The organism is Bartonella sp. CE47NXGY (genome assembly GCF_042195415.1).
Lineage (GTDB): Bacteria > Pseudomonadota > Alphaproteobacteria > Rhizobiales > Rhizobiaceae > Bartonella.
Genome location: NZ_JBHIOI010000002.1, coordinates 1 through 13779 on the forward strand (window position 1 = coordinate 1; position 13779 = coordinate 13779).

General features: G+C 38.8%; 13 protein-coding genes and 1 pseudogene. 7 read left to right on the forward strand and 7 right to left on the reverse strand.

Translation table 11 applies throughout. The annotated features are described in order from the left end of the window. The 4 genes and pseudogenes from ACFIL3_RS01175 to thiD form a co-directional block, all read right to left on the reverse strand. Positions 1 to 596, reverse strand: a pseudogene (locus ACFIL3_RS01175) (late control protein); the annotation flags it as partial. Then, positions 596 to 850, reverse strand: coding sequence for a tail protein X (locus ACFIL3_RS01180; protein WP_375681775.1), 255 nt, complete (start codon positions 848 to 850; stop codon positions 596 to 598). The pseudogene ACFIL3_RS01175 and the gene ACFIL3_RS01180, both read right to left, overlap by 1 nt. Further along, positions 847 to 1308: a phage tail protein gene (locus ACFIL3_RS01185; RefSeq protein WP_375681776.1), complete on the reverse strand. Its 462-nt coding sequence runs from the start codon at positions 1306 to 1308 to the stop codon at positions 847 to 849. Before ACFIL3_RS01185 ends, ACFIL3_RS01180 begins: the two co-directional genes overlap by 4 nt. Positions 1309 to 1867: 559 nt before the next feature. Next, the gene (gene thiD / locus ACFIL3_RS01190; protein ID WP_375612742.1) at positions 1868 to 2722 is read right to left on the reverse strand and encodes a bifunctional hydroxymethylpyrimidine kinase/phosphomethylpyrimidine kinase; all 855 of its coding nucleotides are present in this window, start codon (positions 2720 to 2722) and stop codon (positions 1868 to 1870) included. A 129-nt stretch (positions 2723 to 2851) separates the two neighbouring features. Here thiD and ACFIL3_RS01195 point away from each other — a divergent pair, with 129 nt between their 5' ends. The 3 genes from ACFIL3_RS01195 to ACFIL3_RS01205 all read left to right on the forward strand — a co-directional run bounded on the left by ACFIL3_RS01195 (position 2852) and on the right by ACFIL3_RS01205 (position 6902). Then, positions 2852 to 3658 carry a lysophospholipid acyltransferase family protein gene (locus tag ACFIL3_RS01195; protein ID WP_375628565.1) on the forward strand — a complete coding sequence of 269 codons (807 nt, stop codon included), beginning with the start codon at positions 2852 to 2854 and terminating at the stop codon, positions 3656 to 3658. A gap of 692 nt (positions 3659 to 4350) precedes the next feature. Continuing rightward, the gene (locus tag ACFIL3_RS01200) at positions 4351 to 5448 is read left to right on the forward strand and encodes a D-alanyl-D-alanine carboxypeptidase family protein (protein WP_375611309.1); all 1098 of its coding nucleotides are present in this window, start codon (positions 4351 to 4353) and stop codon (positions 5446 to 5448) included. A gap of 392 nt (positions 5449 to 5840) precedes the next feature. Further along, positions 5841 to 6902, forward strand: a complete 1062-nt coding sequence (locus ACFIL3_RS01205; protein WP_375611310.1) for a CobW family GTP-binding protein — start codon at positions 5841 to 5843, stop codon at positions 6900 to 6902. 890 nt (positions 6903 to 7792) lie between these two features. Here ACFIL3_RS01205 and ACFIL3_RS01210 read toward each other — a convergent pair. The 3 genes from ACFIL3_RS01210 to ACFIL3_RS01220 form a co-directional block, all read right to left on the reverse strand. Next, positions 7793 to 8542 (reverse strand): L,D-transpeptidase family protein, encoded by a 750-nt coding sequence (locus tag ACFIL3_RS01210; RefSeq protein WP_375628563.1) that lies wholly within the window; start codon positions 8540 to 8542, stop codon positions 7793 to 7795. A 40-nt stretch (positions 8543 to 8582) separates the two neighbouring features. Beyond that, positions 8583 to 9539 (reverse strand): acetyl-CoA carboxylase carboxyltransferase subunit alpha, encoded by a 957-nt coding sequence (locus ACFIL3_RS01215; protein ID WP_375611312.1) that lies wholly within the window; start codon positions 9537 to 9539, stop codon positions 8583 to 8585. Between the two features lie 78 nt (positions 9540 to 9617). Then, positions 9618 to 10556 carry a site-specific tyrosine recombinase XerD gene (locus ACFIL3_RS01220; RefSeq protein WP_375611313.1) on the reverse strand — a complete coding sequence of 313 codons (939 nt, stop codon included), beginning with the start codon at positions 10554 to 10556 and terminating at the stop codon, positions 9618 to 9620. A gap of 260 nt (positions 10557 to 10816) precedes the next feature. Here ACFIL3_RS01220 and ACFIL3_RS01225 point away from each other — a divergent pair, with 260 nt between their 5' ends. From ACFIL3_RS01225 to ACFIL3_RS01240, 4 genes are all read left to right on the forward strand, one after another. Next, positions 10817 to 11449, forward strand: a complete 633-nt coding sequence (locus ACFIL3_RS01225) for a shikimate kinase (RefSeq protein ID WP_375606223.1) — start codon at positions 10817 to 10819, stop codon at positions 11447 to 11449. Further along, positions 11424 to 12557, forward strand: coding sequence for a 3-dehydroquinate synthase (gene aroB, locus ACFIL3_RS01230; RefSeq protein ID WP_375638134.1), 1134 nt, complete (start codon positions 11424 to 11426; stop codon positions 12555 to 12557). Before ACFIL3_RS01225 ends, aroB begins: the two co-directional genes overlap by 26 nt. A gap of 416 nt (positions 12558 to 12973) precedes the next feature. Beyond that, on the forward strand, positions 12974 to 13369 hold the full coding sequence (locus ACFIL3_RS01235; protein ID WP_375617422.1) for an MliC family protein: 396 nt from the start codon (positions 12974 to 12976) through the stop codon (positions 13367 to 13369). Positions 13370 to 13386: 17 nt separating this feature from the next. After that, a complete protein-coding gene (locus tag ACFIL3_RS01240) occupies positions 13387 to 13779 on the forward strand; it encodes an MliC family protein (protein ID WP_375681198.1) in 393 nt (130 codons plus the stop codon).

The window sequence follows — 13779 nt, forward strand, 5'->3', positions numbered from 1 at the left end:
TCCCAGTTGGAACAGTCATTTTTATAAAGTTCGAGTGCTGGTAAATTGTCCCCGCTTAAAAACAAAAACTTATTGTCTTTGATTAAAAAACGTGCCCGCATGCGATCGGCAAGGCGGGTTAAAAAATCAACCGCCGATTGATCTGTACGAATCACATAAGGCAAAGTTTGTTGAGTGAACTGGGGACTGACCTTTGCTTGATAGCCATGGCGTTTGGCGAGTGTCTCAACAATCTCACCAACAGTTTTGTGATCAAAATGCTCACTCACCTGTTCTTTGAGCTCTTTACGCATCGAGGCACTTTTGCCACAAAGGCGCAAGATCTCTCCATCACTGCCACCACAACTTACAACCGATTCGACAACAAAACACCCCATAAATGCACTGATGCTGTTCTCATAACCAAAGATCACCTGTAGCGCACTGTTGCTTGAGGGAACCTCTAAATCATTGCCACTATCGTCAAACTCTGCTTCAAATGTATCGGCTTCATTCCCGGCATGGTCCGTAATCGTTGCGGTTAAAAGACGCTGGTAAAAAACCTCATGAACAGGTTTGTCTCCCACCTTGACCACAATAAAAGGGTGTGTACGCATTAATCCCATAACCGCTTCACCATGCTTTGGGGATTAGACAACACAAATTCAGGCAGAATGACCTTTAAGCCCCGCGGTAAAAACACACCATATTTGGCAATCTCTGGATTGGCTTCCAGTGTGGCTTCTAAATAACCGTTTAGTGCCCCAACTTGGATGCGGTCTCTGAACACTGCCATGGCATGATGAAAGCAGATAAGATCAAGAATCATATCCTCTAGCTCTACAACAACATGTTTTTCTGGTATCTTCATAAAGTTTGTCCCACTTGGATTTGTCTCTCTTGGTATTGTCCTTGTGGTTTTCCGCCATTAAAAAAGGGCAAGAGCGTAATGGAATAGCGGATGCGCTGGGATTGACCAGAGCGACTGATATAGTCATGGTCTTTATTGATCGTGGTGATTACTACGGATCCATGGAGAAGGACACTATAGGTCGTATCATTAATCCAACGAAGCATCTGGACCGGCTTTGCTCTTCGAATAGTTGTAGTGATGGCATCTATCGCTACCCGGTCACCAAATTCTTCTGGAAACCAAACTCCATGAATGGTTTTGGGATCATTGCCATAGCCAGTAAATTGCAAACTGGGTGTCTTGCCAAAACGCTCCATACAAACCCATGAGGCAGAAAACTCTTCTTCAAAGGATTGGAAATTTAGCCAGTCCACATAAAATTGATGCGGTCCTAACATCATCAAAGGATCTCTCATAGGCTCCCTCCCCTCATTCTGTCCCGCCATGCAGCGCATTAGCGCGTGCCCGTTGCAAAGCATGGGCAACCGCACGACCAGTGGCCATGGGTTCACGCACCCCATTAACATGCACTGTGACATTTTGATTGTGTGTGATGGGGGAACGGTCTTTGTCTCTTTGCTCTCTCGCAGATGAATTTACAGGAGAAGCCCCCGCAAATTGTGCAATCGGTTGAATGGCTGTTTTGCCACCAATATAAGAAACAGCGAATATAGTGGATCCGCTAGCTTTAATATCGCCTTGTAAAAGGTCTTTCCCTCTACTCTTTTTGCTATCAAATCCTGATTTTACAATTCCTTGCTCTCTTTTTTATACTCAAAATTGCCTCTAAAACAGGATAGATTAATCGTAAAAAATATATAAAAGAAGCAAATTATAACATTTTTTCTTATCCTTCTTAATACAAAATAACTGTTAAGCTACAATACGCTAACATTTATCAGTCATAAGTCCAAAACATCATATAATGACGAAACAAATTCATAGAGTGAAGATTTTTCACTATCAACCGTTGTATTAATCTTTCCATAATGCATAAAAATGATGAAGCGGCCCTCGCCCTTTCCCTACTTTTAAAGCATCTGAGGCAGTTAAAGCGCCATGCAAATAATCTTTTGCTTGTTTAACAGCGCAATCCAAAGGTTGGGTAGGTAACAGAGCTGCAATGGCAGCAGAAATGGTACACCCTGTCCCATGATCATGAGTAGTTGAAAGACGAGAGGCTTCAAGTATAACAAGGTTTTCACAATCACAATAAAGATCTGGACTAGAACAATCGTAATTTTCTGTACTATTTTTGGTCAGCGTATTCAAATGTCCCCCTTTTAACAAAACTGCATGACACCCTAGCGCCAAGAGTCGTGGAGCATATTGATACATAGTCTCTAAAGACCATTGCACTTCACGCCCCAATAACAGTGCAGCTTCAGGCAAATTTGGCGTGATCAAAGTTGACATCGGCACAAGAACATCACGCATAATTTCAATTGCATCAGACTTTAAAAGAACATCACCACTTTTTGCAACCATAACCGGATCAAAAACAATGAAACGCGCTTTATGATAAGCAAGACGTTCTGCAATAACCTGTGCAATCTGAGCATTTGCAACCATACCAATTTTAACGGCATCAACATGGATATCCTCAAAAACAGAATCAATTTGATCTGCAACAAAAGAAGCATCTAATGCCTGAAAAGAACGCACACCCTGAGTATTTTGTGCAACAACAGCTGTAACCACACTCATACCATAAGTTTTCATAGCTGAAAAAACCTTCAAATCCGCCTGCATTCCAGCGCCACCAGAAGGATCTGTTCCCGCAATAGATAAAATCCGTGGAATAAAAAGTTTATCTTTTTGTAATTCCATTAACCTCTTTCCTTCTATTTTTAAATATCGGAAAATGAGTTACCGAAAAAATAGATGCTTGAAAAAACATAAAGAAGATGTTTTCTCATGTGAATTATATTATATATGAAGTCTTCTTATAGATATAAAATGGAAAATGTAGTGCTTATCCTTCGTTCTATTCTTTTTACGTTCGCTTTTTATACAACAACTTTCATACAAATGATTCTTTACGCTCCCGTTTATTTTTTAATGCCCCGCAAAAAGGCATGGATTGTCCCTAAAACATGGGCGCGCGTTACACTCTTTTTGCAAAAATACATCGCAGGCACAAGTTATGAGATTGAAGGTTTAGAAAATCTTCCCAAAGGACCCTATATCATTGCTCCAAAGCATCAATCGGCTTGGGAAACTTTCAGTCTTGTTCCTTATTTTGATGATCCCACTCTCATTTTAAAACGTGAATTGATGTGGATTCCATTGTTTGGCTGGTATATGGCAAAAACGCAAATTATCCCCATTAACCGCACAACACCCATCAAAGCCTTAAAAATGATTATACAAAAAGCAAAAGAGAAAGTAAAACAAGGGCGCCAAATCTTGATTTTTCCCGAAGGAACACGCCGACAACCCGGTCAAGAACCAGATTATAAGTCAGGAATTGTCGCGCTCTATAATGAATTAGGACTTCAAGTTGTTCCTATTGCACATAATGCGGGTTTATATTGGCCACGCAATAATTTTCGCCGCTATCCCGGAACAATTCGTGTCCGTATTCTTCCCCCGATAGAGGCTGGTTTAAGCAAACGTGATTTTCTAGATCAACTTGTCCAAAAAACTGAAAAAGCGTGTGATGAACTGCTTCTCTTAGCAGCTCAAGACCCTACCCCTCCTCCTATGCCACCATACGCTGTTCAGAAACTTCAAAAACTAAATCAACATGAAACAATGCACTGATTGATAAGAATAATGCATAACTTTGTATATTGAGCGGAGTATAGGGAACAAAAATATAAGAAAGATACTTCAAACTTTCTAATTTAAAATTGTAAAACACTTGTACATGATAAGAAATGATCAATGTGTAAATTTTTTTGAAAAAGAATTCTTCCTCTCTTTAAAATCATTTAAATAACATACATCTCATTGATTTATAACGATGTTTTAGCGTTATTCAACTTGAATGAGAACCCTGAACACCGTAAGATTTTCTCATTTCAAATCTATTCTAGGTTGAATCAATTAGAATCATTTTCTTACACATTACAAGCGGGGATATCTGTGTGAATAAAACGATACAAGAAAAGATTAAAATGCTTTTTACGAACCGTCTCAAGTGCCAAGGGCTATCCTAACAGGAGAGCAAGAAAAATGCATGATTATGCAGATTCATTCCTTTCTGAGAAATTCAATCCCTCCAAGAACCTGAAATCTTGTACAATCTTCATTATTTAAAAAGTATTTCTTGAGATACTTAAGTCATCAAACCAAATTCAAGGGGAAAATAAAAATGAGAATTGGTTTTTATCCCACAGACACAACGGATACAGCAATTAACCATCTTTCCTTCCTATCCTAGACTTAAATGCTTTGTGTGCTACATTAAAACAATTCTAAATAACGAATAAGAGGGAACTAGATTTAAATTAATGCGACGTCTCTTCTATAATTTATTTTTTTCTGTGATTTTGAGTTTATCCAGCGCTGTTGCTCTAGCGCAGCCTTTTATTTCTGTTGATGTTACAACGAGGCGTATCTTAAAACATAATCAAGCTTTTGAGCGTTGGTATCCTGCTTCCTTGACAAAATTAATGACCGCTTATGTTATTTTTCGTGCCATGAGCCGAGGGGAAGTTTCACCAAACAAACATATCACCATCAGCGAATACGCCGCAAAAGCTCCCTCATATCGTTCAGGCTATAAAGCTGGTTCTGTACTCACACTTGATACAGCCTTAAGTATCACCATGGTTAAATCTACCAATGATTTAGCCATTGCCATGAGTGAAGCTGTTGCGGGTTCACAGAAAGATTTTGTACGTAAAATGAATAGCGAAGCTAAACGTTTAGGCATGTTTGGCACCCATTTTGCGAACGCAAGTGGTTTACCAGATCCTCAAAACTACTCCACGGCACGCGATATTGCTCTTTTAGCCGTTCAAATACGTCGAGAATTTCCACAATATGCTCATTATTTTTCTATTCCAGCCATTGATTTTGGTAATAATCGAAAAATCCAACATAACTCAAACAACCTCATTGGCCGTTTTTATGGGATAGACGGTATGAAAACAGGCTTTATTTGTGCCTCTGGTTTTAATCTTGTTGCCTCAGCCACCCGCAATAAACGTACAATTATTGCTGTCATTCTAGGTGCTAACAACATAAGTGAAAGAGAAGAAAAAGCTGCACAACTTCTTGAAATAGGATTTTTGCACCAAGGAAGCCCCCAATTAACACTAGCAACATTAAAACCTTATGGGAGCAACATAACACAAGCCAACAATATGAGACAACAAACATGCACACCTGAAGCCATAAAAATGCATGCAAATTCATATGATGATCAAGGAAATATTATTCTCACCTCACCTTTTATCACTGCTCCACCTTCTTTTTCTCATCCTTTATCAGTACACCTCATTCGTACGCCACAAACACCTAAAATGACAGTAAAACCACTAAGAAAACCCTATATTCCGTATAAAAGGCACGCAAACCATTCTATAAAAAGCCATAAATCATAATCTACAATTAATTATAATACTTTGATTTATAATCATAATTAATTATTTTGTACCTTATGTCAAAACCACAAGTATTGTAAGATTCTCTCATTTCAAATCTGTATTTGTTGAATCAATAAAACCAGTCTCTTGCGCGCCACAAGGTGGATGAACATGTAGATAAAATAATTAAAACAAGGAATAAAAGTCCTTTCAAGAACCAAGAATTATCATAACATTGACGCTAAAAGTGTATAATATACCCACGTGCACCTACCTTTATAAGCGTAAAGATAGTGGTACAATGGATTTCATGGGGGATTAACCATTATATCCCTCACGGACATCATTATAAATTGCTTAGACATACTGAGATATATTTTTTAAAAACAAAACTATGATTGATGATTAACATGAAAATAAAGCGCATCCCTCTCACGCTTATTACGGGTTTTTTAGGCTCTGGCAAAACAACTTTGCTCAACCGTATGCTACAAGACCCTCTTCTAACAGAATGTGCTGTTATCATCAATGAATTCGGCGAAATCAGTATTGACCACCTTCTGGTTGAAAAAACGACAGAAGGAATTATTGAGCTTGCCAATGGTTGCTTATGCTGTAATTTACGCAGTGATCTCATCGACACATTAATTGATTTAATAAATCGCGTTCAGACAGGACAGATCAAACAACTCCATCATATTATCATTGAAACCACAGGGATGGCTGATCCCGCCCCTATTTTACAAATACTTTTAAGCCACCCATTGTTTATTCAAACATTGTCCATAAATGCTGTTCTTGCAACATTTGATACATTAAGTCCACTTTCCATATGTAAGCGCTATCCTGAAATATATAAACAATTAATATTTGCTGATAAAATCATTCTCACCAAAACAGATCTTAGAGACCCACAAACGCTTTCAGATGCACTCCTTAGCACACTTAAAACAATGAATCCTACAGCACAAATCATTGACGCCCATTCTAAAGATTTCTGTTCAAATCTATTAATAAATAACACATTATGGGATGAAAAAGTAGAAAATACAAAACTTAAACAAAATCTTACGACTACCCCACATGATCATACCCCCCATAAAACCATTCGTACCTTTTCACTAAACTGTGAGGGTCCTGTTGATTACGCCACAATTGAAGCTTTTTTAGATCTCCTACAAGAGCGTTATGGTACAAAATTATTACGTATTAAAGCAATTATCGCATTGCGTGATGACCCTTATCGCCCACTTGTATTACATGGCGTACAAACATTTTTTCATCCTCCCATAAGATTGCCGGCATGGCCAAAAGGAATAAAACAAACACGTTTTGTCATCATTGCCGATGGTGTTGAAAAAGACGCAATACAAAAGCTCCTCAATGCTTTTTTTAATAAACCAGCAATAGATACTGCAGACAAAACAGCTCTCTTAGAAAATCCTCTGGTCATTCCAGGAATAAAATTTTAATTTTTTCTCCCCTTCAATGATATAATATTAAATTCATTGGCACCACCATCTTTATGCTTTTAAAGAAGCAAACCGGCACCATTACACACTTTGCTAATTCCCAATGTTGAAACAAGCCCTTGGTACTTGAGACGGTTTGTAAAAAGCATTTTAGTCTTTCTTGCACAGTTTCACCCACGCGGTTATCCCCGCTTGTAACGTGCAAGAAAATGGTTTTAATTTATTCAACATGGAACGGCTTTGAAATGAGAGAATCTTATGGTATTCAGGGTTCTAATTTAACTTGAATAACACTAAATTATCATTATAAATCAAATTGTTATGATAAAAAATTTAATACCCATCAATCTGCAAACAGATTGTTTTCTCTCTAAATGCGCTTCATCTGCAAACCACTTCATATGATTCATTTCACAGACCGATTGGCCAAATTCTTGGTTCTAAAATATTCTGCTCAACTCTATGTTTACTCAAGCTAATTGAAATCAAAATCCCTGTTAAGAAAAAAACCAAAATCAGACAGAGGCAATATCGCATTTTAAAATATGTGAATGTATCTTATATAACAGCACGACAAGACAATATTTTACAGCATAAAAGAATAAAACTCTTTGAAAGAAATAAAAAGAGAGGTACATTTCATGTTAACTTACTCTTCACTAAAAACGAAGATTGATACCAGTAACGATGTGCAAACAATCCAACTTCTTTGAGAAAATTCCTCTTGGCTTCCCACTTCATATGATTTACTTACATAAAGCTCTATGAAAAAACTCTGCGCTTTAAAATATTGACTACTCACTTAAACACCTTATGTGCAAAGTTTTTGCATATCCTGTATCACCATTATTAAGTGATAGTGTTTACGGTGCTGTAGGATACAATAACACTCACTGCATTAGAGAAACTGAATTTTTATCAATATCGCGATTAAAAACGTAACGTTTTCCATAAACCTCAACAGTTGGAGGTTGACGATTTTTTTCAAAAAAATCATAACCTTTCTTAAGCATAACCCAGAATTGATAATGAGGATTCTTGCTATGACGTGACATATTATCCTTGGTCATGCGGAAAGGAAAAGCCTGCAACTGAAACTCTCTTTGTCCTCCTTTAAAAGCATCCCGTGCAAACGCATAAATCTGAGCCATGTTCTTATCACTCATAGAATAACAACCTGCGGAAAAGCAAGAACCATGCACCATAAGATTGCTTCCTGTGCGACCATTTTCCTGATCATAAAGGTTAGGAAATCCTATATTAAAAGAGAGATAATATTTTGAATAAGGATTCATTTGGTTTGCGCTAATAGTATAAAAACCCTCTGGTGTCTGAAGATCCCCTTCTTTATATTTAGGTCCAAGCTTACCAGACCATTTGCAAATGCCATAGCGAGCAACCAAGATAAAAGGTCCTGAACGAGATTGCTTCCAAACTTCAGCAAGATTTTCTTCCTTAAAAAACCGCATCATAATCGGTGCATAGGGATCTATATCATACAGAACCATTCTATTTTTGATTTCTTGCGGCAACGGCTGCTCAACTTTAGCGCGAATAGAGGCTGGTAATCTTCCTTCACATGCTGTCAATAGTCCCATTACAAACAACACACACACAGCAAGGAATCTGCTAAATGTCATCGAATAAAACTCCAATCCAACACCCCTCACAAAAAATAACCTATGTTAGAGATCGACCAATTTGAAGGTATTTTTCCCTTCGCTCTTGTTTAAGCACTTGACCATCTTTTCCAGCCATAGCTTTTAAAGCTTCTGAAATAACATCACCCGTTGCATCAATGACAATCTCTTTGCCACGATGCGCTCCCCCTAAAGGTTCCGAAATAATGCCATCAATAATCTTTAAGCGATACAAATCTTGAGCGGTAATACGCATATTCATTGCAGCATCTTTTGCACGAGCTGGATCACGCCATAAGATAGAAGCTGCTCCTTCTGGTGAAATAACAGAGTAAATTGCGTGCTCCAACATATAAACTTTGTTGGCAGCCGCGATTGCTATCGCCCCTCCAGAACCGCCTTCTCCAATAACAACGGAAACCACAGGAACTTTCAAACGCAAAGTTGTAGCTGTTGATTGAGCAATTGCTTCCGCTTGCCCACGTTCTTCAGCGCTTACCCCAGGATAAGCACCTGCTGTATCAATAAAAGTGAGGAGTGGCAAACCAAAGCGGTCAGCCATTTCCATAATACGTACAGCTTTACGATAGCCTTCTGGACGCGCAGAACCAAAATTATAGCGCAAACGTGTTTGCGTATCGTGACCTTTCTCTTGACCGATATAAGCAACGGCCTCACCTTTAAAGCGTGCAAACCCCGCTTGAATAGCCTCATCTTCAGCAAACTTGCGATCTCCGGCCAAAGGCGTAACGTCACTCAATAGGCGTTTAGAATAGTCCATAAAATGGGGACGATCCGGATGACGAGCGACTTGTGTTTTTTGCCACGGCGATAATTTTTTATAAATATCGCGCAACGCTGTTTGGGAACGCGTTTCAAGACGAGCAATCTCGTCACTCATATCAAGACTGCCTTTTTCCTGAGAAATTTTTTTTAATTCAAGAATTTTCCCATCAAGATCAGCAACTGGTTTTTCAAAATCAAGATAATTATACATTTGTGTCAACTCATTCAGTGTCACTTATACACTTATAATTTGCTTTATAAAGTCTTTTTCAAAAACATCACCTTTTCTTTAACGAGCCTTTTGCTCATCGGCAAGTGGATGATGCTCATTGACTAAACGATAAAGTCCCTCTTCCAACACATGGGTATAAATCTGAGTGGTAGCAATATCAGAATGACCTAACAAATGTTGAACGGCACGCAAATCAGCACCATTTTGCAAAAGATGACTAGCAAAAGCATGACGCAACACATGGGGAGAAAAGCTATCACTTCCTATCCCTGCTCTTCTAGCGAGATTTTTCAACTCTCGTGCAACGACTTGACGAGCAATATATCCTGTCTCGGAATGCGCAGGAAAAAGATAAGAACTCGTAGCGTCCTTTCCCTGATCACGCAAATTTAACCACTGTGAAAGAACTTGGCATGCTTTTTTTGATAACAGCACCATTCGTTCTTTTTTGCCCTTACCACGAACCAAAACGCTGTATTCATTCCTTCGAACAGACTGAACCGGCAGACTCACCAACTCACTAATACGTAACCCTGTTGCATAAAGCATTTCAATCAATAGCTGAAGACGCAGTGCACGGAAATAACCTTTGGACCCATAGTCTGCTTGGTTGACTTCTAACTCCGCAAAATCAAGCAATTTTATCACTGCATCTTCACTCATGATTTTGGGCAAAGGACGCCTCTGACGAGGTGCATCAATATCATGAGAGGGATCATCTGCTCTCAACCCTTCAGCATAAAGGAATTGATAAAACTGACGCAAAGTTGATAAACGGCGCGCTTGCGACGATGCCGCAAAACCAAAAGTATGCATAAGTGACAAAAGAGTAATTAAATCTTCTTTTTGTGCTGAAAAAAGCGAAACAGAGTGTGAAGACAATTCGTCTTGTGCCCACTGCAAATCATGCTGATAAGCCGCAAGCGTATGAGACGAAGCCCCTCTCTCCGCACTCATCATCTCAAGAAAATGATCTATCACAGCACCACTTTTCATTTCATTGATTCGCTTCCGTAGAAAGATTCCATGAATTCAAGGGAACATCAATGTACATATCCACAGTTACTGGTTCAACCCAAACCACAAGAGCACCCATTATAATGAAAAGAACAGAAAGCAAAATGAAAAGAATCATCAAAAATCTAGTCAATGTTGGCATAAGACAATAACCTACCCAAAAATATTCTATCTCGTATTATGCCTCACAAAGATTAACAGGAATTGACTTTAAGATGGATAAATGCCGAAATAAAGTTATGAAAAGCAATCGACAAAAACGCGTCCCCATAACACAAATAAAGAATCAGCTCTTATCGTCCCTTGATAAAAGAGCACTTGTCCTTGTTGGTCTTATGGGGGCAGGCAAATCAGTGATCGGAAAACGCGTCGCCACCATGCTTCGTTTACCTTTTTATGATTCTGACCAAGAAATTGAAAAAGCTGCACAAATGACAATCACGGAACTCTTTGAAATTTATGGTGAATCCGAATTTCGTGCTCTTGAACAGCGTGTTATTCTAAACCTCATGAAAAAAAGTCCCCTTGTTTTAGCAACAGGTGGTGGTGCCTACATAAATGAAAATATCCGAAAAGCCATTCACCAAAATGGTATATCCATATGGCTAAAAGTCGATCTTGATATCCTCATGCAACGTGTCTCAAAGCACCCAACACGTCCCCTGCTTCAAACAGCCAATCCTAAAGAAACCATGCAAAAACTCATGGAACAGCGTTATCCTATCTATGCAAAGGCAAACTTAACAATTAACAGTCATAAAGAAAGCCGTCATACCGTAGCACAAAATGTTATACGATCCGTACAGCACTACCTATACACAGAAATTAACAATAGGGATAACCAGCATGCAAACCAAAACCGTCACTGTTAAACTGGACAAACACTGTTACGATATCATCATTGGTCCGGGTCTGATTACACAAGCTGCTTCACAAATTAAACATGCTCTTAATAAAAAAGATCCTCATCAAACGCGCTTGGCACTTGTTACAGATACAAATGTTGCTTCCCTTCATTTGGAGATATTGCAAGCAGAATTAACAAAAAATAAAATTCATACTGTCCCTATTATTGTAGAAGCGGGAGAACAATCAAAATCATTTTCAACCCTGCAAGTTGTTATCGATCAAATTCTTGCTGCACGCTTAGAAAGAGGCGACTGTGTTATTGCTTTTGGCGGTGGTGTCATTGGTGATCTAGCAGGATTTGCGGCAAGTATAATCCGCCGTGGCATGAACTTCATTCAAATGCCCACAACGCTTCTTGCACAAATTGATTCTTCTGTTGGTGGAAAAACGGGAATCAATAGCCAATATGGCAAAAATCTTATTGGTGCCTTTTATCAACCACAATGCGTTATTGCTGACACGTGTCTTCTTGATACCCTGCCACCGCGTGAATTTCGCGCTGGCTACGCAGAAATAGTAAAATACGGTCTCATTAACCAACCTGACTTTTTTGAGTGGCTTGAAAAAAATGGGCAGAAAATTTTCTCTAACGGCCCTATGCGAACAGAGGCCATTGTTCGCTCATGCCAATTTAAAGCTGCCATTGTAGCACGTGATGAGTACGAAACGGGAGAGCGCGCACTCTTAAATCTCGGCCATACATTTGGACACATGCTTGAAACAGCAACCGCTTATGACTCCAACCGTTTAATCCATGGCGAAAGTGTAGCAATTGGGATAATTCTAGCTCATCAATTCTCTGCTCAATTAAATTTAATAAGCCCCACGCTTACACAACGCATTGAAGCGCACTTCAAATCTATAGGATTGCCTACACAATTAAAGGATATCCCAGGGTCTCTACCAGATGCTGAAACTTTAATGACTCTCATTGCCCAAGATAAAAAAGTTTCGCAAAACAATTTGACTTTCATATTAACACGCGGACTTGGCCAATCATTTATTGCAAAAAATGTTTCACCAGATGCAGTTTTATCCTTTTTGGAACAAAAATTAACAGAAATTCGTTAATTCATATTGAATATAATTGATTCGTTTTTATACTTCTATTAAAGATTAAATATGATGATGTCTGCGTAGCTCAGTAGGATAGAGCACAGGATTCCTAAAGAAATTGGGCACTTTGAGGAGAAATCCTCAAAGTGAATCTGCTCAAATTCGGGGAAAGCTTCATGGGCGACTATATGCCAATCCCGAGCCAAGTCTCTTTTCAAATGAGAGAAAGGTGTAGAGACTGAACGGGCAGCACCTAAAGAGCAAAAGCTTCAAGGTGAAGAGACAGTCCAGACCACAAACAGCCGATAAGGCTGGCGGTGAAAATCGAAGTGGTATGAATCCTGGGGTCGCAGGTTCGAATCCTGCCGTAGACACCATCGTATCAGTCAAATTATTCTTTGTGCACAATATTAGGAATATAGGGAAGCATCATGAAAAAAACTTTGCACATTTTAGGATTTTTCACCGCTTTAAGTTTATCACTCTTCAGCTCAAACAATAGCTTAGCTGGTTCTTTAATCATTGAAGTACCAGACAATCCAGAGCCCAAAACAGAGACCATTACCTATCAGTGTGATACTGAAACAGGTAAAGAGCGCGTAGAGGCAGTCTATCTTAATGCTGACAATATTTCGTTGGTTGATTTCAAATGGAACGGTGATCGTGTCATTGCTGCTAATGTCATCGCGGCAACAGGAGCAAAATTTGCAGGAGCTCAGTACATCTGGTGGGAGAAGAACAAAGAAGTCACGCTTTATGACCTTGCTCAGGATCCAGAAGAAAAAAAACCTATCCTCTGTAAAGATGAGTCAACATTATTATTTTAAATAACACGGGAAATATTATGAAAAAAATTTCTTTTACTAAACAATTTTTCATTACTTTAAGTGTGCTCCTCCTCGGTTCAATTAATGCATTAGCAAGTTCTTTAGTCATTGAAGTACCAGATAATCCAGAACCAACAACAGAGACCATCTCCTATCAATGCGATATGGGAACAAGCAAAGAGTATGTTGAAGCAACTTATTATAATGCTGGTAATATTGCGCTTGTTGATTTAAAATGGAACGGTAAGCGCATCGTTGGTTCTAATGTAATTGCCGCTTCTGGAGGAAAATATGTGGGTGGACAATACATTTGGTGGATAACTAAAAATGAAGCCATATTTTACGATCTTATTAATGATCCAAAAGAAGAAAAGCCCATCCACTGTGTAGAAGAAAAAAGCACAGAATAA